At 69.8% G+C, this 20698-nt stretch carries 22 protein-coding genes and 1 pseudogene; 4 read left to right on the forward strand and 19 right to left on the reverse strand.

The genetic code is table 11. The annotated features are described in order from the left end of the window. The first annotated feature begins 43 nt into the window (after positions 1–43). Entirely contained in the window at positions 44–400 is a 357-nt protein-coding gene (locus BQ8420_RS04470; protein WP_087096538.1) for a ribosomal protein L7/L12, read from the forward strand. A 25-nt stretch (positions 401–425) separates the two neighbouring features. On the opposite strand, the gene smc is transcribed toward BQ8420_RS04470, so the two are convergent. The 5 genes from smc to BQ8420_RS04490 all read right to left on the reverse strand — a co-directional run bounded on the left by smc (position 426) and on the right by BQ8420_RS04490 (position 6335). Next, complete coding sequence (gene smc / locus BQ8420_RS04475) at positions 426–3974, reverse strand: chromosome segregation protein SMC (RefSeq protein ID WP_087096598.1); 3549 nt, start codon at positions 3972–3974, stop codon at positions 426–428. Positions 3975–4429: 455 nt separating this feature from the next. Further along, on the reverse strand, positions 4430–4621 hold the full coding sequence (locus BQ8420_RS04480) for a hypothetical protein (protein WP_067601834.1): 192 nt from the start codon (positions 4619–4621) through the stop codon (positions 4430–4432). A 356-nt stretch (positions 4622–4977) separates the two neighbouring features. Beyond that, complete coding sequence (locus BQ8420_RS04485; protein ID WP_087096539.1) at positions 4978–5265, reverse strand: acylphosphatase; 288 nt, start codon at positions 5263–5265, stop codon at positions 4978–4980. Next, positions 5235–5558, reverse strand: coding sequence for an NAD(P)H-binding protein (locus BQ8420_RS33185; RefSeq protein ID WP_369825469.1), 324 nt, complete (start codon positions 5556–5558; stop codon positions 5235–5237). Before BQ8420_RS33185 ends, BQ8420_RS04485 begins: the two co-directional genes overlap by 31 nt. Positions 5559–5597: 39 nt before the next feature. Then, a complete protein-coding gene (locus tag BQ8420_RS04490) occupies positions 5598–6335 on the reverse strand; it encodes a dihydrofolate reductase family protein (RefSeq protein ID WP_087096540.1) in 738 nt (245 codons plus the stop codon). A gap of 320 nt (positions 6336–6655) precedes the next feature. On the opposite strand from BQ8420_RS04490, the pseudogene BQ8420_RS32995 reads away from it, so the two are divergent. Together BQ8420_RS32995 and BQ8420_RS32570 are read left to right on the forward strand one after the other, a co-directional pair. Next, positions 6656–7057 (forward strand): annotated as a pseudogene (locus BQ8420_RS32995) (hypothetical protein); the annotation flags it as partial. Next, positions 6949–7779 (forward strand): hypothetical protein, encoded by an 831-nt coding sequence (locus tag BQ8420_RS32570; RefSeq protein WP_255404809.1) that lies wholly within the window; start codon positions 6949–6951, stop codon positions 7777–7779. The pseudogene BQ8420_RS32995 and the gene BQ8420_RS32570, both read left to right, overlap by 109 nt. 194 nt (positions 7780–7973) lie before the next feature. On the opposite strand, the gene BQ8420_RS04500 is transcribed toward BQ8420_RS32570, so the two are convergent. The 7 genes from BQ8420_RS04500 to BQ8420_RS04525 form a co-directional block, all read right to left on the reverse strand. After that, on the reverse strand, positions 7974–8516 hold the full coding sequence (locus BQ8420_RS04500) for a cyclophilin-like fold protein (protein WP_087096541.1): 543 nt from the start codon (positions 8514–8516) through the stop codon (positions 7974–7976). A 53-nt stretch (positions 8517–8569) separates the two neighbouring features. Continuing rightward, the gene (locus BQ8420_RS04505) at positions 8570–9337 is read right to left on the reverse strand and encodes an SDR family NAD(P)-dependent oxidoreductase (RefSeq protein WP_087096542.1); all 768 of its coding nucleotides are present in this window, start codon (positions 9335–9337) and stop codon (positions 8570–8572) included. Positions 9338–9371: 34 nt separating this feature from the next. After that, complete coding sequence (locus BQ8420_RS32220) at positions 9372–9629, reverse strand: hypothetical protein (RefSeq protein ID WP_200815792.1); 258 nt, start codon at positions 9627–9629, stop codon at positions 9372–9374. 87 nt (positions 9630–9716) lie between these two features. Continuing rightward, positions 9717–10106 (reverse strand): SDR family NAD(P)-dependent oxidoreductase, encoded by a 390-nt coding sequence (locus BQ8420_RS32225; protein WP_200815793.1) that lies wholly within the window; start codon positions 10104–10106, stop codon positions 9717–9719. 132 nt (positions 10107–10238) lie between these two features. Then, positions 10239–10904, reverse strand: coding sequence for an SDR family NAD(P)-dependent oxidoreductase (locus BQ8420_RS04515; protein ID WP_087096543.1), 666 nt, complete (start codon positions 10902–10904; stop codon positions 10239–10241). A 102-nt stretch (positions 10905–11006) separates the two neighbouring features. Then, positions 11007–11366: a cyclophilin-like fold protein gene (locus BQ8420_RS04520; protein ID WP_087096544.1), complete on the reverse strand. Its 360-nt coding sequence runs from the start codon at positions 11364–11366 to the stop codon at positions 11007–11009. Between the two features lie 27 nt (positions 11367–11393). Then, the gene (locus BQ8420_RS04525) at positions 11394–12296 is read right to left on the reverse strand and encodes a helix-turn-helix transcriptional regulator (protein WP_087096545.1); all 903 of its coding nucleotides are present in this window, start codon (positions 12294–12296) and stop codon (positions 11394–11396) included. 131 nt (positions 12297–12427) lie between these two features. On the opposite strand from BQ8420_RS04525, the gene BQ8420_RS04530 reads away from it, so the two are divergent. Next, positions 12428–13450 (forward strand): zinc-dependent alcohol dehydrogenase family protein, encoded by a 1023-nt coding sequence (locus BQ8420_RS04530; RefSeq protein ID WP_087096546.1) that lies wholly within the window; start codon positions 12428–12430, stop codon positions 13448–13450. Positions 13451–13618: 168 nt separating this feature from the next. On the opposite strand, the gene mutM is transcribed toward BQ8420_RS04530, so the two are convergent. The 7 genes from mutM to recG all read right to left on the reverse strand — a co-directional run bounded on the left by mutM (position 13619) and on the right by recG (position 20418). Beyond that, on the reverse strand, positions 13619–14473 hold the full coding sequence (mutM, locus tag BQ8420_RS04535) for a bifunctional DNA-formamidopyrimidine glycosylase/DNA-(apurinic or apyrimidinic site) lyase (protein ID WP_087096547.1): 855 nt from the start codon (positions 14471–14473) through the stop codon (positions 13619–13621). 3 nt (positions 14474–14476) lie between these two features. Then, positions 14477–15247 (reverse strand): ribonuclease III, encoded by a 771-nt coding sequence (rnc, locus tag BQ8420_RS04540; protein ID WP_087096548.1) that lies wholly within the window; start codon positions 15245–15247, stop codon positions 14477–14479. 350 nt (positions 15248–15597) lie between these two features. Beyond that, on the reverse strand, positions 15598–15774 hold the full coding sequence (gene rpmF, locus BQ8420_RS04545) for a 50S ribosomal protein L32 (protein WP_017545944.1): 177 nt from the start codon (positions 15772–15774) through the stop codon (positions 15598–15600). A 130-nt stretch (positions 15775–15904) separates the two neighbouring features. Beyond that, positions 15905–16453 (reverse strand): DUF177 domain-containing protein, encoded by a 549-nt coding sequence (locus BQ8420_RS04550; protein ID WP_087096549.1) that lies wholly within the window; start codon positions 16451–16453, stop codon positions 15905–15907. A 210-nt stretch (positions 16454–16663) separates the two neighbouring features. After that, entirely contained in the window at positions 16664–17152 is a 489-nt protein-coding gene (gene coaD / locus BQ8420_RS04555) for a pantetheine-phosphate adenylyltransferase (RefSeq protein WP_087096550.1), read from the reverse strand. A gap of 313 nt (positions 17153–17465) precedes the next feature. After that, positions 17466–18032 (reverse strand): 16S rRNA (guanine(966)-N(2))-methyltransferase RsmD, encoded by a 567-nt coding sequence (gene rsmD, locus BQ8420_RS04560; protein ID WP_087096551.1) that lies wholly within the window; start codon positions 18030–18032, stop codon positions 17466–17468. Positions 18033–18198: 166 nt separating this feature from the next. Further along, positions 18199–20418 carry an ATP-dependent DNA helicase RecG gene (gene recG, locus BQ8420_RS04565; protein ID WP_087096552.1) on the reverse strand — a complete coding sequence of 740 codons (2220 nt, stop codon included), beginning with the start codon at positions 20416–20418 and terminating at the stop codon, positions 18199–18201. Positions 20419–20698 lie beyond the last annotated feature (280 nt).

The following is a 20698-nucleotide window of genomic DNA, read 5'->3' on the forward strand; positions in this document are numbered from 1 at the left end:
CGGGGCGAACACCCCGGTTCCCCAACCCTCGAAAGGGCTACCCATGGCCGGGTTCTTCGACCGTTTCCGCGTTCCCGACCCCACGCCCTTCCGCCGGGAGCTCGACCGGCCGGGATACGAGGAGGCCCTTGGACACATCCGGGACGGCCGCAGGATCCACGCGATCAAGGTCGTCCGCGAACACACCGGTATGGGACTGGTCGAGGCCAAGAAACTCGCCGAGGACATCGAAGCGGGCCGTTGGAGCCCGGCCGGGCCCGCGGACGGTCAGAGCCTCGCCGACCGGACCCGCGAGCTGTTGGCTCAGGACCGTGTCGCCGACGCCGTCCTGATGGTCGCGAAGGAGACCGGCATGACCGAGGACGAGTCCTCACGCTTCATCGGCTCACTCGACCGCTGACCCGGACGCGATGGCCCGTGCCGCGTCAGGACACCGGGCGTTCCAGCTTCTGGCTGATCACCTGGGAGATACCGTCGCCCTGCATGGTGACGCCGTACAGCGCGTCGGCCGCCTCCATGGTGCGCTTCTGGTGGGTGATCACGATGAGCTGCGACGACTCCCTCAGTTCCTCGAAGATCACCAGCAGCCGCTGGAGGTTGGTGTCGTCCAGGGCCGCCTCGACCTCGTCCATCACGTAGAACGGCGACGGACGCGCCTTGAAGATCGCCGCGAGGAACGCCACCGCGGTCAGCGAACGCTCCCCGCCCGACAGCAGCGACAGCCGCTTGACCTTCTTGCCCGGCGGGCGGGCCTCCACCTCGATACCGGTGGTCAGCATGTCCTCCGGCGTGGTGAGCACCAGCTTGCCCTCACCACCGGGGAACAGGCGGCCGAAGATCGCCGCGAACTCGCGTTCGACGTCCAGGTAGGCGGAGGAGAACACCTCCTGCACCCGGGCGTCGACCTCGGCGACGATGTCCATCAGGTCGCGGCGGGTCTTCTTCAGGTCCTCCAGCTGCGCGTTGAGGAACGCGTGCCGCTCCTCCAACGCCGCGAACTCCTCCAAGGCCAGCGGGTTGATCTTGCCGAGCTGGTTGAGCTGCCGTTCGGCCGCTTTGAGGCGCTTGGCCTGCACCTCGCGCACGTACGGCAGCGGAACCGCGTCCTCGCCCGCGTCCGTGGGCGGTGGTACCGCCACGCGTGGACCGTACTCGGCGACGAGGGTGGGCACGTCCACGCCCAGCTCCTCCATGGCCTTGGTCTCCAGCTGTTCCAGACGGAGTCGACGCTCGGCGCGTGCCACCTCTCCACTGTGCGCGGAGCTGGTGAGCTTCTCCAGGTCGACGGAGAGTTCGCGCACCCGGGCCCGGACCGTCTTGAGCTCGCCGTCGCGCGCCTCGCGCTCGGCCTCGGCGGTGGCGCGTTCGGTCTCGGCCGTGGCCACCGACAACGCGATGCGTCCCAGGGCCAGGCGGGCACTCTCGACGACGGCTTCGGCGACGGTGGCCTGAGCGGCCCGGCCGCGTCGGCGTTCGGCCTCGCGTTCGACGGCCCGGCGTTCCTCCGCGGCCTGAGCGAGCAGCGCGTCCGCCCTGCCCGCGATGGACCTGGCGCGCTCCTCTGCGGTGCGCACCGCCAGGCGGCGTTCCATCTCGGTAGCGCGTGCGCGGGAGGCCAACGCGGCGAGTTCGTCGCGGTGGTCGGCGTCGGGCGCCTCCTCCTCCACGGCGACGGCGACCTCCTCGGCCTCGGCCAGCTCGGCCTCCATCGCCGCCAGTTTCAGAGCGTCCTCGTCGCGCACCGCGTTGGCCTTGGTCGCGGCCGCCTGGTAACGCTCGGACTCGGCCTCGGCCGAACGCGCCTGCCCGCCGAGCTTGCCCAGACGTTGGGCGGACTCATTGCGTTTGCGGTCGCTCTGCCGACGGCGGGTGGTGAGCTCCTCCGCGGCCTGGGCGATGTCGGCGCGTTCACGCTTGGCCGCGTCCAGGTCGACCGCGACCCGCTTGGCGGTCTCGGTGGCGGTCTCCAGCCGTTCGGCGGCCTCGTCGACCGCGGCCTGCACTTCCAGCAGGCTGGGCGCCGCCGCGGTGCCACCGTGCACCATCTCGGCGGCGAACACGTCGCCCTCGGGGGTGACCGCGCGCACCCCGGGCAGGGCGGCGACCAGGTTCAGGGCCGCGCGAGTGTCGGAGGCCAGCGCCACCCGGTCCAACAGGGCGGTGACGGCGCCGGTCAGGTGGTCGGGCGCGGTGACGGCGTCGGCGGCGTAGCGGCCCCCTGATGGCAGTGCCGGCCAGGTGGCGCGTTCCGCGGAGGGCACGGCGCGGGACACGACGATGCCGGCGCGTCCGGCGTCCTCGGACTTGAGGAGTTCCAGGGCGGCCATGGCGCTGTCGTGGTCGTTCACGGCCACGGCGCCGGCGGCCACCCCGAAGGCGGCGGCCACGGCGGTCTCGTGTCCGGGTTCGACCTGGATCAGGGTGGCGAGACCACCGAGCATGCCGGGGAGGTCGGCTGCCAGCAGGGTGCCGGCGCCGTCCTTGGGCGCCAGCCCCAGTTCCAGGGCCTCCTTGCGGGCGGCCAGGGCGGCGCGTTCGCCATCGGCGGTGCGTTCGGCGTCGCGGAGCCGGTTGAGTTCGGCGTCGGCCGCGGACAGGCTTCGGGCGAACCGTTCCTGGGTCTGGTCGAGTTCGGCGTCGCCCTCGTCGAGTCCGGCGGACTCCTCGGCGGCCATCTCGTATTCGGTCTGGGCGCCGGCGGCGCGTTCGGCCGCCTGGGAGGCGGCCTCCTCCAGCCGGGCGATCTCCGACTCGTGAGAGGTCAGACGGCCACGCAGGCCCTCCACCCGGGCGGACAGGCGAACGAGGCCCTCGCGGCGCTCGGCGGAGGCACGGGAGGCGGCCTCCAACCGGCGTTCCTCCCGATGCAGGGCGTCCTCGGCGGCGGCGCGTTCGGTGACGCTCGTCTCCAGAACCTCGCGGGTCTCCTCCAGGCGGGTCTGCAGCTCCTCCTCTTGGGCGGCGGCCTCCTCGGCCTCCATCTCCAGTTCCTCGGGGTCGCGCCGGCTGATGACCTCGCCCTGCACGGCGACCAGGTTCTGGTGGCGTTCGGTGGCCAGACCGCGCACGGCGTCCAGGCGTTCGGTGAGGCGGGAGAGCGCGTGGTAGGTGTCATTGGCCCTGGCCAGGGTCGGGGCGGCCGCTGTGGCCTGCGCCTCCAGCTCGGCCTCGCGTTCCTGGGCCTGTTTGAGGGAGGCCTCGGCGGCGCCGCGGCGTTGCAGGACGTCCTTCTCGTCGGCCTCCTCCTTGGCGAGCTTGTCGGTGAGGGTGACGATGTCGTCGGCGAGCAGACGCAGACGGGCGTCGCGCACGTCGGCCTGGATGACGGCGGCCTTGCGCGCCAGTTCGGCCTGACGACCCAGGGGTTTGAGTTGGCGGCGCAGCTCTGCGGTGAGGTCGGTGACGCGGTCCAGGTTGCCCTGCATCGCGTTGAGCTTGCGGATCGCCTTCTCTCTGCGCTTGCGGTGCTTGAGGATGCCCGCGGCCTCCTCGATGAGGGCGCGGCGTTCCTCGGGACCGGCGTGCAGCACGGTGTCCAGCTGGCCCTGGCCCACGATGACGTGCATCTCCCGGCCGATACCGGAATCGCTGAGCAGGTCCTGGATGTCCAGGAGGCGGCAGGTGTCGCCGTTGATCGCGTACTCGGAGCCGCCGTTGCGGAACATCGTCCGCCTGATGGTGACCTCGGTGTAGTCGATCGGCAGCGCGCCGTCGGTGTTGTCGATGGTGAGACTGACCTCGGCGCGTCCCAGCGCCTGGCGGGTGGAGGTACCCGCGAAGATCACGTCCTCCATCTTGCCGCCGCGCAGGGACTTGGCCCCCTGCTCGCCCATCACCCAGGACAGAGCGTCGACGACGTTGGACTTACCCGAACCGTTGGGCCCCACCACGCAGGTGATCCCCGGTTCGAATCGAAGGGTCGTGGCCGATGCGAACGACTTGAAGCCTCGCAACGTCAGATTCTTCAGGTACACCCGCACCCCCCACGTCGGTCACCGTTATCGCCACGGGCGGTCGCCACGAGACAGATGACAAGGGTGCCACGAAGCGGTGACCGAAGGGTGGTGTTGGGAGCTTCTGACCCCGATGAACTGCGACACCGTGCGCTCGGGTTCGAACACCGGCGGGTTGATCGGAGGGGCCGGCCAGGCCTTGCGAACCCGCTCGGTCCGAAGCGCCGATGGGCGCAGAAACCCGACACGGCCAGGGGTTGACATCCGGAGGAAGGTCCGGCGGGCACACAGGGTTGCCCTTCGGTCCGCCGGGTACAACGCTTAAAGAGGCCGCCAAGGGAAGGGAAAACTCAGCGGCGGGAGTACGGGGGCTCGATCCGGCCAGGGACGCCAGTGCTGCTGTCGGCGTCCCCGTCAGTGGATCGGCGGTCAGTGTTCGTTACCCACCCGTGCGGGCGACGAACGTGATTTCTGGTTCAGGCGAGCGCGGGCTCGCGGTCGGTCGCGCTGGTGGCGACGTCGGTGACGGCCATGCTGAGCTGGTCGTTCTGAGCCTGAAGACGACCGATCTCGTCTTCGAGGTCGCGTACCCGCTTCTGAAGCCGTCGCATCTCCGAGACCATACGAGGGTCGGAGCCGCCGACGTGGCCGAACAGAGCCTTCGCCATGATGTGGGTCCTCCACACTGAGTGACCAGTGGTTGTGCGCACGTGCGACATCCCGTGGAATGGAACGACCGTGGGCCGTGTGTCACGGGTGGTTGCTGCGCGATGTGTCTTTAAGAGTCTCACCATGCGCGCCGCTGGTCAAGATTGGATACAACAGTCCGTAACGACCACTGCCCGGCCGTAAGGACTCAGGGCACGTGGTTTCGCACGATACGAATCGGTCCACCCCCGGCGCCGCGAGCGGCCGGTGACGGCGAGGCGCTGACGCCCTCCGCCCTGGCCCGCAGCCACCGTCGACGGCTGCGATGCGCCGTTCTGCGGTGGATGACTCGAACCGCGTTACCCTTCCATCATACTCAACGCTCGATGAAACCGTCGAAGGAACCCCCTGGCACGGACCAACGTTCCACCACGGAATCCACACGACCGGGTGTTCCGCCGCCCCTCAGGTGCTCCAGAAGGCGTTCACAGTCGGCCCCGGGGCCCTCGGCGACGACCTCCACCCGACCGTCGTCGAGGTTGGTGGCCGCACCGGCCAGCCCGAGTTCGAGCGCCCGAGACCTGGCCCACCAGCGGAAACCCACTCCCTGGACCCTGCCGCGCACCCACGCGGTCAGTCGGACCGGTTCGACCTGTTTCCCCATGACCGGGTCACTCCCTTACCTAGCGGCGACATTTTCCTCACCGACACGCCCCAACGTCCTTCCCCGGGTCGACGAAGGACCCTCGCCCGTTCCCGAGCGGGGCCTTCTCCAGAGAGCCTCAGGCCCGCGACCGCGGTGCCCGCTGGCAGGACGGGTGCCCCCACCATCCGCAGGTCCCAGGTGTTGAACGGCTCCGGCAGATCCTCATAGATGCCGCCCGCGCTGATCGTGATTATCCGCCGCGCCCCGGTCTGCTTCGCAGCCGCGACCACCAGAGCCATGGTCTCGCGCAGGCCGTCCCCCGGGCGATGCCCCGGTGAAACCTACTGCAATCATGATGCTGCTTCTCCGTCGTCGGTCTTCGGGGTATAGCGCAGCCACACCACCCCCTCACCCAGGTTCTCCAGATGGGTGAGCTCGAACTGGGTGTCCCGGATCGGGCTGTAGGGCTCCCTCGCGGTGAAGAAGCGGGGCGCGTCCGGGTCCCCGTTCGCCACGGGGGCCAGGATCATGCTGATTTCGTCCACGAGTCCTCGTTGGACGAACGACCAGTTGATGGTGCCCCCGCCGCCGATCATGAGCCGTTCGACGCCGAGCTCGCGCAGCTTGGCCAGCATCAGCCCGTAGTCGACCTGCCGCTCACCGGCGATGATGTAGGAGATGCCCTGGCGGCGCAGGAAGTCCTTGTATCCGTTGCTCGCCGCCTCGGTGAGGACTTCGATCACGTGCGCGGGCACGCCACCGTAGCCGAAGCTGTTGAACTCCCAGGCCAGTTCTCCTCGCGGGTCGATCGAGACGTAGTACATCTCCGCATCCGGGGCCGCGGTGAAGTCACCGGCGGGCACCGGGGCGGCGTTCTCGTCGACGTCGGGGGTCCCGTAGTGGGTGATGTTGTCCTCGGTCGAGGTCTTCCCGTTGAGGTAGGCGTCGATGTCCAACTGCTGCTTACCAGGGGTCAGGGCGATCTCCTGGTAGTGCCGGCTGCCGGCGTGGAAGCCGGGCTGGTCGATGGTGTTGATGTTGCCGTCGATGGCCGTGTGCGTGTGGATGATGACGTAGGGGCGGGTCACCGATGCTCCTCTCTTCGACTGCTTGTGGACTGCGGACCATTCCTGGCCGCTGCGGTTTCACCAGGCGTAGGACTGCGGTGCTTCTCCCGGGCCCGGCCAGACGCGGTCGAGCTCGGCCGGCGTCTCGTGCTGCTCGCCCTGAAGCTCCCGGCGCTCCGTCCTCTCGCCCTCCTTGGGCTCGCCGGCGAGGCCGCCCATCGCATGCCTTCAACGCTAGGCGCGGGGCGGCCGGTGTGGGAGTCCCTCTCGGTACCTCCCCCGACCGGGACTCCCACGCGCATGGGAGCGATGGTGTAGTGGAAGGCAACAGACCGTAGGGAATGACCCTTCCCCTGCACGAAGGACATGAATTGCTCGACGCCGCCACCGGCCCCACCACCGATCTGTTCCACCCGCTCTCGCTGGGAGGGATCGACCTGGCCAACCGGGTCGTCATGGCCCCGATGACCCGGCTCCGCTCCGGGACGTCCGGAGTGCCGGGCGAGCTCCTCGTCGAGCACTACCGCCAGCGCGCCGGCCTGGGGATGATCGTCACCGAGGGCACCTACCCCAGCCCCGAGTCGCAGGCCTACGCCGGCCAGCCCGGCATCGCGACCGACGAGCAGGCCGCCGGATGGTCGCGCGTCGCCGACGCGGTCCACGCCGAGGGCGGGCGGATCGTGATGCAGCTGATGCACGGCGGCCGCGCCGCCCACCCCGCTGTCAACGGCGGCCGGCGCGTGATCGCCCCCAGCGCGGTCGCGGTCTCCGGCGAACTGCACACCGCCGACGGCAAGGTGCCGTTCATCGTGCCCGAGCCGATGACCTGCGCCGCGTCGTGCGGGGGCACGTCGCCGCGGCCCGTCGCGCCATCGCCGCGGGCATGGACGGCGTGGAGGTGCACGCCGCCAACGGGTACCTCCTCCAGCAGTACCTCTCCCCCGCGTCGAACATCCGAACCGACCATTACGGCGGATCCGCACAGAACCGCGCCCGGTTCGTCGTCGAGGTCGTGACGGCCGTCGCCGAGGCGGTCGGGGCCGACCGCGTCGGGGTCCGGATCTCGCCCGAGCACGACTACCAGGACGCCTTCGAGCCCGACCGCGACGACGTGCTCGCCACCTACGGCGGACTGCTCGACCGGCTCCGACGGATGGGCTTGGCCTACCTCTCGGTGCTGCACCGCGAACCGGCCGGGAATCTCGTGGAGGAGCTCGCGGCCCGCTTCGACGGCCCGGTGGTCGTCAACAGCGGCTTCGCCACCGTCTCCTCGCTGGCGGAGGCGGAGCAGCTGCTGCGGGCCCCCTTCGTCGACGCGGTCGCCGTGGGCCGGCCGGTGATCGCGAACCCGGACCTCGTCGAGCGGTGGCACGGCGGCCACTCGCTGAACGAGCCGCGGCCGGAGCTGTTCTACGCCGACTCCGCCGAGGGGTACACGGACTACGCGTCCCTGCCCATCGGCTGAGGCCGCCACAGGACGTCCAGCACGGAGAAGGAGGCATTCACGGCCTGGTCTCGCGCCCGCAACGCCGGTCGGCCTCAGGATCCGAGGCCGTTGCGGGCCCTCCTGCTCGGCTCCGCACTCATCGATTGACGGGACTCCTTCGAGGTCATGATCGGTGAGGACACCCCGACCCCACGCCCCGACGCCCCGACGCCCTAATCCACCACTTCGACTCTGGTCTCCTGACCCTCGAAGCGAGCCAGTTCGGCTTCCGTCGCGTCGTAGGTCCCCAGGTGGATGGTCTGGTCGGAATACCCGATCCCGTCGGCGTCGTAATAGAAGCCGATGTTGCCCCACGGCACGAAGAAGATGAGGTCGCCGTCCTCGGGGTCCGATCCCGGTGATCCCTCCCATTCGAGCTCGCGCGGCAGATCGGCGATCTTTTCGCGCCCGTTGAACTCTTCCAGGGTGAGCGTCATCGGGAGCATGCTGACGAAGTCGCGCGTGGCCGGGGTGTCCTCACCGATCGTGACATCCACCGTCTCGGCACCGACGGAGAGACGCACAATGGTGCCCTCGAAGCGGACATCCGACGATGACGGCGAAGAGGCAGAGCCGGAAGGGGTGGAAGTCGCCTCAGCGCTCTGGTTCGGCGGCGCGGTCGCGGTCTCGCCTGTGTCGGGGCCGTCGCTACAGCCGGCCAGTACCAGAGCGGAAAGAAGCCCAGCCGTCAGGGTGGCGAGGGTCGTCTTCTCCATCGAGGTGGGCTCCTTCATTCGGACCGGCATCCGGCTGCCGGGCGGACTGTGGACTACTGCGCGGTGTACGCGCCGTCGACGGGCAAGGCGACGCCGGTGACGTAGCTCGCGGCGTCGGAGCACAGCCAGAGCACCGCGGCGGCGATCTCCTCCGGGCGGCCCAGCCTGCCCATCGGGATCGCGGCGACCGCGCCCTTGGGGTCGAGCTCGCCGCCGGCGGTCATCCGCTCGACCATCGGAGTGGCGATCGTGCCGGGGCACACGGCGTTGACGCGCACGCCCCGCTGTCCGTACTGCAGGGCGACGCTCTTGGTCGCACCGAGCACGCCGTGCTTCGTGGCGTGGTAGCCGGCCCGCCCGTCGCCGCCGACCAGTCCGCCCAGCGAGGAGCAGTTCACGATCGCCCCGGAGCCCTGCTCGCGCATCTGCTTCAGCTCGTGTTTCATCGAAGCCCACACGCCGCGCAGGTTGACCCCGACGATCTTGTCGAAGGCCTCCGAGGTCTCGTCGGCCGAGTCCACCGGCGGCAGCATGACGCCGGCGTTGTTGAATGCCATGTCGAGGCCCCCGAAGGCTTCGACGGTTGCGCGGACGGCGGCGGCGACCTGGTCCTCGTCGCTGACGTCGCAGGTGACCGCGAGAGCCTTCAGGCCCTTCCCGGTGAGCTCGTTCGCGAGCTTCTGGGCGGCGTCGCCGTCGAGGTCGATGATGGCGACGGCGGCTCCGGCCTCGGCGAACGCGCGGACGGTGGCTGCGCCCATGCCGGCGCTACCGCCGGTGACGAAAGCGGTCTTGCCGGTGAAGTCGTAAGTGACAGTCATGGTGGAGGTCCTCCTTCTGCTCCGGTGTTCAGGATCAGTGGTAGGGCGAGTCGATGCCGGTGTGATGCGCGAGGGCGGCGAGCAGCTCGTCCTGGAACCGCTCGTCGTGCACCGCGGGATGGGGAACCTCGGTCCGCCGGTGGTGCCAGTAGCGGCCGCTCACGAGCGCCTCGCGTTCGTGGGTGGTCGCGAGCCAGGCCTGGGTGACGTGGCCGAGCGCGAGGTCGTCACTCGCCGACGGGCCGCCCATCTTCGTGGGCACCCAACCCGGGTCGACCGCGTGCGTGAGCACGCGAGGCCGGCGCCTGGCGGTCGCGGCCATGAGCGTCGTGACGAACAGCTTGCTGTCGGAATAGGAGGCCGTCTTCCGTACACCGGACTAGTCGGCGCGGGCGAGGTCCGACCGACCGCCGCGGTGCATGCTGCTGGAGAGATAGACCAGCCGCGACGCCGGGACCAGCGCGGTCAGCACATAGGGAGCAACGACGTTGACCGGCAGGAGCGCCGATCCGTCGATGATGCCTGCGTTGTGGATGACCGCATCGAACGGGCCGAACGCGTTGGCCTGCTCCGCCAGGCTGTGCACCTGGTCCAGGTCTGCGAGGTCGCCGACGACGCTCGACACACCTCGCGAGGTCAGCTCCCGGGCGGCGGCCAACCGCTGCGGCGTGCGGGCATGGACGACGACCTCGCGGCCCTCGTCCAGGAGCGCTGCGGCGGTGGCCCGGCCGACGCCGTCGGTCGACCCGGTGATCAGGATGCGCGACACGGATTCCTCCTTCCGGTTACGCCGTGGGGTCGAACCGCAGGACGCGGTCGTCGTCGGGGCCCGGGTCGCCGCGGCCGTCGGTGTTGTTCGTCAGCACCCACAACGACCCACCGGGGGCGAGGGAGGAGACTCTCATGCGGGCTCGTCGCCGACGAAGGTGCGGTACGCGCCGCGGTCCCGATGCAGCGCCCAGATGCGGTCGGCCAGGGCGTCCGGCTCGTGGTCGGGCTCGCCGCCCCCGATCCCGCGGGGGATGATCAGCTGCGCGACATGGATGCCCTCCGGTGCCAGCGCCTCGTGGAGCATCTGCCCGTATGCGGACTCCCCGGCGAAGGCGACGGATGTGCCGGCCACGCCACCGCTGGGGCGGACGGCACTTCCGCCGTTGATGAGCAGGATCGTGCCGCGGCCCAGCTCCCGCAGACCAGGTAGGACGTGCTGGATGGCGGTGACCGGCCCGTACACCGACTGCTCGACGGGGCCGACAAGGTCCTCGGCCGTCGTCTCGAGCACCGGCTTCATGAACTCCTTCGCGGGCACCGGGCTGTACTGGAGCACCTCGATGGGACCCAGGTCGGCGGCCGCGGCGTCGAGGGCGGCGCGCAGCGCCTGCGGGTCGCGGACGTTCGCCGCGTAGCCGCCGGCCGTGATGCCCACACCCTCAAGCTCGGCGGCGAGGGAGTCGACGTTCTCTTGGGTGCGGGAGATCAGCGCGACGGAGAATCCCTCGCGGCCGAAGCGGCGGGCGGTGGCCTGGCCGAGTCCGCGCCCGGCTCCGACGATGGCGATGGTGGTCATGATGATGCGCCCTCTCCTCGTGTCGATGCCGTCCACGCTAGGCGCGGACGAGCTCCCGAGGGAGACTCTCTCGATACCCCTCTCCCGAAGGACTCCCTGCCACTACGCCGTCTCGGCGGAGGCGATTCGGATCCGGGTGCCATCGGGCAGCGCGCGCAGCTTGTCCAGGGGAAAGTCGAAGCGTCCCACGCGGACCAGGCCCGGCCACCGGCCGGGGCTAGCGTAGAAGAGGACCAGGTACGCGCCCGAGGCGTAGAAGCAGATCTCGCCGGGTCGCGGCGCGTCTGCGCTCGGGACGCCGCCCAGGTCCAGGGAGCGTCCCAGGGGAGCGAGCTTTTCCTGGTCGTGGAAGTCATCGAAGTCGGCCTCGAAGGGAAGCAGCGCGGTGATCTGGTCGGCGACGGGGTTGTCGTAGAGCTCTCCGGCGACCAGCTCGTCGCCGATGTGCAGGGTGATCTTCACGAGATGTGTCCTCTCGTTCTCGGTGTGTCAGCTGCCCGACTCGGTGCGCTGCTCGTCGGCGACGGGCGAAATCGCCTCGCGCTCCTCGCTGGCCGCCCATGAGGCAAGCAGCTGCATGCGCTCGCCCGAGTCCGATCCGGGCTCGGCTGTGTAGACCGTGAGCGTCAGGCCGGGTTCGGCCTCCATCGCGAGACCTTCGTAGGCCAGCGTCATCTCCCCCACCACCGAATGGTGGAAGGTCTTCGTCCCGGTGCCGTGGTGGCGCACGTTGTGCGCGCCCCACAGCCGGCGGAACTCGTCGCTGCGGGTGGAGAGCTCTCCGATGAGGTCGTGCAGCTCCTTGTTGTGCGGGTCCCGGCCCGCCTCGGTGCGCAGGATCGAGACGGTAACCTCCGCGAACGCGTCCCAGTCAGGGTAGAAGTCGTGGGCGCGCTCGTCGAGGAACGTGAACCGGGCGATGTTCGGCGGCTGTCCCGGCATGTCGTAGACGTCCTTGTAGAACGCCCGGGCCAGTGCGTTCGCCGCGAGTAGGTCCATCCGACCGTTGCGCACGAACGCGGGGCCGGCGGTGACCGCGTCGAGCATCCACTGCAAGCTCGCATGCGGGATCCAGGACTTCGGGCTGCGCCGACGAGGCGGCCGGGCCACGGGGCTGGCGGCGTGGGCCAGGTCGAACAGGTGCGCCCGCTCGGCGTCGTCGAGCAGCAGTGCCTTCGCGATCGCGTCCAGCACTTCAGGGGACGCGCCGCTGATCGCGCCGCGCTCGAGCTTGGTGTAGTACTCGATGCTCACGCCCGCCAGAGTGGCGACCTCGCTGCGACGCAGGCCCTCGACCCGGCGGTTCGTCCCCGCGGGCAGACCGACCATGTCTGGGGTCACCCGCGCTCGGCGGGAGGTGAGAAACTCGCGTACTTCTCCCCGATTGTCCATGCCTTCAACGGTAGACCCGAGCCCTGGCCTCGAGGGAGTCCCTCGCGGTACCCCCATCGAGCGTGACTCCCTCCCGCGCGCGAACCGTGGTGTCGTTGATGGTGAACGAACAACGAGTACGAGGAGAAACCATGCGCGCCGTCGTCATGCACGCCCCCGGGGACGTCCGGGTCGACCAGATCGACAAGCCCACCATCGTCGAGCCCACCGACGCGGTCATCCGCGTCAGCGCCGCCTGCGTCTGCGGATCCGACCTGTGGCCCTACCGCGGCCTCGAGGACGTGGACGGCCCCACCCCCATGGGCCACGAGTACGTCGGCGTCGTCGAACAGATCGGCGACCAGGTCCGCGGCGTCGAGGTCGGCGACCTGGTCGTCGGCTCGTTCGTCGCCTCCGACAACACCTGCGAGATCTGCCGGGCCGGCTTCCAGTCCCGCTGCGTCCATCAGGTCATGATGGGCTCGGTCGGCACCCAGTCCGAATACGCCCGCATCCCCTTGGCCGATGGCACCCTGGTCAAGGTCCCCGGCGAGCCCACCCCCGCGCAGTTGAAGAGCCTGCTGGCGGCCTCAGACGTGCTCGGCACCGGCTGGTTCGCCGCCGTCGCCGCCGAAGCAGGGCCCGGCAAGACCGTCGCCGTCGTCGGCGACGGAGCCGTCGGCCTCCTCGGCGTCCTCGCCGCCAAGCGCCTCGGCGCGGAGCGGATCATCGCCATGTCCCGCCACGCCGACCGCCAGGCACTCGCCAAGCGGTTCGGAGCCACCGACATCGTCGCCGAGCGCGGCGACGAGGGCGTCGCGAAGATCAAGGAGCTCACCGGCGGCTACGGCGCGCACTCCACCATCGAAGCCGTCGGCACTCAGGAGTCGATGATGCAGGCCATCCACGCCACCCGCCCCGGCGGGCACGTCGGCTACGTCGGCGTTTCCCACGGAGTCGCGCTCGACGGCCTCGACCTATTCCTCTCCACCGTGAGCCTGCTCGGCGGCCCCGCTCCCGTGCGCCGGTTCCTCCCCGAGCTGATCGACCTCATCATGACCGACCAGATCGACCCCGGCGTCGTCTTCGACCTCGAGCTTCCCATCGAGCAGGCGGCGGAGGGCTACAAGGCGATGGACGAGCGCCGCGCCACCAAGGTCCTGCTCACTCTTTGAACGACTCTCCCCCATCGCGCACGGCGAGATTCTCGGCAACGAGCGGGACTACGGCGACTCCAGCGCGTTCCCGGTCTACAGCGGCAAGTGAGAGGAGCAGGACCATGGAGAAAGGGCCACATCGAGCGGGCCAGGACCGCGGTCTGCCCGCCACTCACATCACGTCGGTCAGGCCCGCGACCGCGGTGCCCGCTGGCAGGACGGGCAGCTGAACGAGGACCGGTTCATGAACGCCTCGCGCACGATCGACGTCCCACAACGCCCACACGGCCGGTCCCGCCGGCCGTACGCGTTCAGTCCACGCTCGAAGTAGCCGCTCTCGCCGTTGACGTCGACGTACAACCCGTCGAAGGTGGTGCCGCCCACCTCCAGCGCCTCCGACATCACCTCGGTGACGTGTCCGAGCAGCTCCAGGGCCTGGGCGCCGCTCAGTCCCCGGGTGGAACTCGCCCAGTGCAGCCGGGACCGCCACAGCGCCTCGTCGGCATAGATGTTTCCCACACCGCTGATCAATGACTGGTCCAGGAGGGCGCGCTTGACCTCGGTCCGTTTGGCCCGCAGCGACCGTACGAACGCGTCGGGGACGAACTCCGGGTCCAAGGGGTCCAGGGCGATGTGGTCCACCGACGCCGGCACGTCGATCCGCTCCCCCGGTTCGTCCACCAGGAGGTGGCCGAAGGTGCGCTGGTCGACGAAGCGCAGCTCCTGCCCGTCGGACAACGGAAGCCGCACGCGCAGGTGTTTCTCGTCCGGTTTGCCCTGCGGCTGCACCAGCATCTGGCCGCTCATGCCCAGGTGGGCCAGCAGCATCGCGCCGTTGTCCAGCACCAGCCACATGTACTTGCCTCGTCGGCGCACCGCCGTCGGGGCGCGTCCCGCCAACCGGCCGACGAAGTCGGCGGGTCCGGGCACGTGCCGACGGACCGAACGCGGGTGCAGCACCTCCACGGCGCCGATCCGGCGGCCCACCGCGTGCTCGTCGAGACCTCGCCGTACGACCTCGACCTCGGGAAGTTCGGGCATCGGTCAGTTCCGTCCCTTGGCCTTGTTGCTCGGGGCCCTGGCGGGGGCTTCCCCGCTCTGGGCGGCGGCCTCGTCCGAGCGGGCGCGGATAGCCTTCCACGCCGACTCCGCGGCCTGCTGCTCGGCCTCCTTCTTGCTGCGTCCCTCGCCCAGCCCGTGGCTCTCCCCCGCCACCCGCACCGTGGCGCGGAAGGTCTTCTGGTGGTCGGGGCCGCTCTCGTCCACGTGGTACTCGGGCACACCGAGCAGCTCGGCGGCGGTGAGCTCCTGCAGGGAGGTCTTCCAGTCCAGGCCGGCGCCCAGCCCCGACGCGGTCGCGATGAGCGGGTCGAAGAGACGGTGCACGAACTCCGAGGCGACCTCCAGGCCACGGTCCAGGTAGACCGCGCCGATGATGGCCTCCAGGGTGTCGGCGAGGATCGAGGACTTGTCCCGGCCCCCGGTGCCCTCCTCACCGCGTCCCAAGCGGATGTACCCGCCGATGCCCAGGTCACGGGCGACGTCGGCGAGGGCGCGCATGTTCACCACCGCCGCGCGCAGCTTGGCGAGCTGCCCTTCCGGCAGGTCCGGGTGCTTGCGGAAGAGGGTGTCGGTGACGACCAGGCCCAGCACGGAGTCACCGAGGAACTCCAGGCGCTCGTTGGTGGGCAGGCCGCCCTTCTCGTAGGCGTAGGAACGGTGGGTGAGGGCGCGGAGCAGGATCTTGGGGTCGACCTCGACCCCGATCGCCCTGTGGAACGACTTCGCCTCGGATACGGAGAGTTGACTGGCCACGCGAGTTCGCTTCCCTGGTTCGGGCGCGCCGAAGCGCGCGAGTGCTGTGGGGATCCCTCGGCCCGACCGGGACGCTCGAAAACGAGGTGATCGTCGCGGGAGCGTGCGCTCCCCCGGCGGCCACCACGATCTCGGGAGTCACCGCGAACCCGGAACCTCCGGTGTCGAAGTGCCACCGAAGATGACTTCCCCCGTCTGTGCGAGATCACTCTACAAAGACCGGGCGACACCGGGACTTTCGAATCCCCTCCTGGACATGACAACGGGGCGGACCCTCGATGGGTTCCGCCCCGCCTGAGTATTCGTCGAAGACCGGGGTCGGGCGCATGCCGCCCGGGGCCGGTACATCGTTACGCCGGGTTGATGACCTGGCGGTTGTTGTAGGTGCCGCAGCTGGGGCACGCGATGTGGGGCTGCTTCGGGTCACGGCAGCGCGGGCAGTTGACCAGCACCGGGCGCGACGCCTTCCACTGGGAACGGCGGGTCCGGGTGTTGCTCCGCGACATCTTCCGCTTCGGGACGGCCACTTCAATCCTCCTGGGTCACCCCCGCGCGGTCGCGGGAGGTCGCTTATCTGGTCACCCCGCGCGCGGTGGCGGGGAGGGTGTGCTCCGGTCGGTCGGTCCCTGAGGCACCGTGGGCGACCGGTTCACGAGCTCACTGCCGGCCGGGGTCCTCCGTGATGTCACGAAGCGCGTCCCAGCGCGGATCGATACCGTCGCCGTGCCCGTGGTCGGGTCCGGCTTCGGCGAGCTTGACGCCACACTCGGAGCACAGGCCGGGGCAATCCGGGCCGCACAACGGCGAGAGTGGGAGCGCGAGCACGACGGCGTCTCGGACCACCGGTTCGAGGTCGAGCAGGTCGCCCTCTAGATAGTAGTCCTCCTCCTCGTCGCCCGAGTCCTCGTCACCGGCCGCGGTGGCGTCTTCATCGTCCCCGGGGTAGCGGAACATCTCCTGGAAGCCGGCTTCCAGTTCCTCGGACAGGGGTTCGAGGCAGCGGGAGCACTCGGCGGTCAGACGCCCGAGGACGGTCCCGGTGACCAGGACCCCCTCCATGACGGCTTCCAGACGCAGGTCCAGCTCGATCTCCTGGCCCTTGGGCACACTCGCCATCGCCGTTTCGAACCCTTCGGGAAGGGTCACGATACGGCTGACGGTCCGCATCGACCCCGGCTGGCGGCCCAGCTGGCGGGTGTCGACCACGTACGGGTCACGGGCATCTAGACGAGACAGAGTGATCGCGCTTTCAAAAGAGGTTACGGAGGCCGGGCACGAGCTCGCCGGCGCTTGCGCGCCGGTCGTTCACGGTGGTGCTGACCGGCCTGAGCGCACGCCGAGAACCGGCGACGCCCATGGTCGAACCACGATTCTACCTACCATGTCCCCGAGCACCCAAATCAGGAGCCGGAGACCTTACTCCCCGTGCTTCTCCAGGTACTTCTCCTTGAGCCTGTCCTGGACGTAAGGAGTGACCAGACTGGAGACGTCACCGCGGTGCTGGGCGATCTCGCGGACCAGGCTGGACGACAGGAAGGAGTACTGCGGGTTGGCCGTCATGAACACGGTCTCCACCCCGGAGAGCCGGTAGTTCATCTGGGCGATCTGCAACTCGTAGTCGAAGTCGCTGACCGAGCGCAGGCTTCGCACGATGGTCTCGATGCCGTTCTCACGACAGAAGTCGACGAGCAGCCCGTCGAACTCGCTGATCCGCACGTTGTCGAACTCGGACGTGCCCTCGCGGAGCATGTCGAGCTTCTCGGGGACGGTGAACAGGCCCCGCTTGTTGACGTTGTTGAGTACGGCGGCGATGACTTCGTCGTACTGCTTGGCGGCTCGACCGATGATGTCGATATGGCCGTAGGTCACCGGGTCGAAGGAACCCGGACAGACGACTCGGCGCACGGTGGATCGCCCCTCTCCTATGACTACTCGCGGGTACCGCGATGGTAGGGGTTGGGTTCCACGCAGATTCGGGCAACTCCCCCTTAGTGTCCACATTCACACCCAGCGCGGACTCGGGGAACACGTCCCCATGACCCTCCCCTGACCCGCCGACCGAGTTCTGCTCCTGGACCATGGGGGGTTCCGTTCGGGCGCCGTCAGGCCCTGTTCTCTGAAAAACCCGGGGAGGTGCCGGAGGTGGGATTGCGAGGAACGAGCCATCACACCGTAGGTGCCACAGCGTCTCCTTCAACCCATTCCCGACTCCCAGGCGCTAGACAGCGCTGCGGGCGTACCAGAGGATCGCCTCGCCGTACTTGCGGCTGCGGTCGAGTTCGAGCCCCTTCGGCCAGGTCGGTTCCGGGCCGCGCTTGGAGCGCTCCAGCACCACGATCGCGTCCTCGGCCAACCAACCGTGATCGACCAGGTCGGTGAGGACCGCGGTGACCTCCTCCTCGGTGACCGGGTAGGGCGGGTCGGCCACCACCAGGTCATAGGCGCCACCGGTGTTGCCGCGCGCCAGCAGACGTTCCACCCGATCCGCGACCAGTTCGGCCCCGGGCAACCTCAGGGTCGCGATGTTGCCGCGCACCACCTGCCCCGCCTTGCGGTCGGCCTCCACCAACAGGGCGTGGGACGCGCCGCGCGAGAGGGCTTCCAGACCGATGGCGCCCGACCCGGCGTACAGGTCCAGCACCCGGATCCCGTCGAGGGATCCCAGGTCGGACTGGACGGAGGCGAACAACGCCTCCCGGGTGCGGTCACTGGTGGGCCTGGTGGTGCGGCCGTCGGGGGCGTCGATGCGTCGACCGCCCGCCGCCCCGGCGATGATGCGGGTCATGGCCACCACGTTAGTGCGCTCACGGAGTCGGGTGAGGGGACCAGTCGTTCGGGCAGGCCGAAGTGGACGGGAACCGAAGGTCCCCGATATCGAGTCGACACCGGGGGACCCTCCTCTCACCAGAGGAAACGTGTCGCCTGTGGACAACCTCCGGCCGGACCGAAGGTCAGGTCTTCTCCAGGTACTCGGCGCGTTCCTCCGGGAGCAGGGCTGCCAGGGCCTCGGCCAGGGGCGGGTGGTCGGCCAGCGACGCGTCCCGCGCCACGTACCGGGTCGCCGCTTCCCGGGCCTGGCCGATGAGTTTCTCGTCGTAGACCAGGGTGAGCATGCGCAGGCTGGAACGGGCGCCCGACTGGGCGTCGCCCAGCACGTCGCCCTCGCGGCGCATCTCCAGGTCGGCGCGGGAGAGCTCGAAGCCGTCGGTGGTGGAGGCCACCGCGGCCAATCGTTCCCTGGCCGGGCTGCCCTCCTCCGATTCGGTGACCAGCAGGCACAGGCCCGGCAGCCGGCCACGTCCGACCCGACCGCGCAGCTGGTGCAGCTGGGAGACACCGAACCGGTCGGCGTCCATGATGGCCATGACGGTGGCGTTGGGCACGTCCACGCCCACCTCGATGACGGTGGTGGAGACCACCACGTCGGTCTCCCCCGCGTTCAGCCGGCGCATGACCGCGTCCTTGTCCTCGGGCACCATCCGGCCGTGCAGGGCCTCCACCCGCACGTCCGCCATCGGCCCCTCCTTCAGACGGGCCAGGACGTCCAGCACGGCCAGCGGTGGGCGGGCGCCCCGGGGTGATTCCTCCGGTGGCGCGTCCACCTCGTCTCCGGTCTCGCCACCACCGGAACCGTCGGTGCCGTCGCCGATCCGGGGGCACACCACGAACGCCTGCCGCCCCTGGCCGACCTCCTCGCGGATGCGTTCCCAGGCACGGGTCAGGAAGTGGGGTTTCTCCGCGGCCGGGACCACGTGCGTGGACACCGGGGCGCGCCCCTCGGGCAACTGGGTCAGCGCCACCACGTCCAGATCCCCGTACACGGTCATCGCGACGGTGCGCGGAATGGGTGTGGCGGTCATCACCAACACGTGCGGGCGACCATCGACGGCCTTCTCCCGCAGGGCGTCACGCTGCTCCACGCCGAAACGGTGCTGTTCGTCCACCACCACCAGCCCGAGGTCGGCGAAGGACACGTGCTCCTGGAGCAGGGCATGCGTTCCCACGACGATCCCGGCGGCGCCCGACGCGGCGTCCAACAACGCCTCCCGGCGGGCGGCGGCACCCATGGAACCGGTGAGCAGCGCCATCCTCGTGGCGTGTTCGGCCCCGTCGATCTGCCCCGCCCGCCCCAGGGCGCCGAGCATGGCGCCGATGGAACGGTGGTGCTGCTGGGCGAGGACCTCGGTGGGGGCGAGCAGGACGGCCTGCCCTCCCGAGTCCACGACCCGCAGCATCGCGCGCAGGGCCACCAGGGTCTTGCCCGAGCCCACGTCGCCTTGGAGGAGGCAGTGCATGGGGTTGGTGGCCGCCAGACGCTCGGACAGGGCGTCGCCGACCTCGCGTTGCCCGTCGGTGAGGGTGAACGGCAACCGGGCGTCGAACGCGTCGAGGATGCCCTCGCTCGTGCCGGTGCGGGGCTTGGCGGGCAGCTCCCCGGCCTTGTGTCGACGCTGGGCCAGGGCGATCTGCACGACGAACGCCTCGTCCCACTTCAGCCTGCGCCTGGCGGGTTTGAGCTCGTCCATGTCCTTGGGCCGGTGGATGCGGGTCAGGGCCTCGTACACCCCGAGCAGCCGTTGTTCGGAGCGCAGCTCCGGCGGGAGCGGGTCGGGGATGTCCACGGCGTAGTCCAGGGCCACGCCCACCGACCGGGCGATGGTGGCCGAGTCCAGCCCCTTGACCGCGGGGTAGATCGGGATGACCTCGTCGGCGTAGGCTCGGGCGGCCTCCCCGTCCAAGCCGTCCTCTTCGAGCAGCACGTACTCGGGGTGGTCGAGCTGACGGCGCCCCTTGAAGGTGGAGACCCGGCCGGAGAACATGGCCAGCCGTCCAGGGATCAGGGCGCCCTGGTGGTAGGAGCCGCGGTTGAAGAAGGTCAGGTGCAGGCGGCCGGTCCCGTCGGTGACGGTGGCCTCCATCATGTCCATGCGGCGGCGCCCCTGGCGGGCCGGGATGGTCTTGCGCCGGGCGTCGAGGACCTTGGCCTGCACGGTCACGTCCTCGCCCTCACGCAAGAGCGCCAGGTCGGTCAGGTCACCGCGGCGGTCGTAGCGGCGCGGGTAATAGCGCAGCAGGTCGCCGAGGGTGTGCAGGTCGAGTTTGTCGGCCAAGGCCTTGGCCGTCCTGCCACCGAGCGGTCCCTTGCGCAGCGGCTCGTCCCAGGTGCTCACTGTCGTCCCCGTCCTGGACTCGTGCGTCGATCCTCCCGCCACGTTAGACCTCGGGTGTGACGGGTGGGGCCCGATGAGGTCGGTCGCCGGCCGCGGAAGGTGCCGACCCCAGGAGATGCCGCCCGGGAGCGACGCGAGTGGCCGAGCGGCACTCCCAACCGGGGTATACTCGTCAGAGTTCATCGCGTTTTCGCCATGCCCGCGTGGCTGATCTCGATGCTCCGGTGGTGGTGCTCCCGTTTCGGCCGCATCATGTTCCACCGTTGCGCGAACGGGTGCC

Origin of the sequence: Nocardiopsis sp. JB363 (assembly GCF_900143625.1) — a bacterium.
Lineage (GTDB): Bacteria > Actinomycetota > Actinomycetes > Streptosporangiales > Streptosporangiaceae > Nocardiopsis.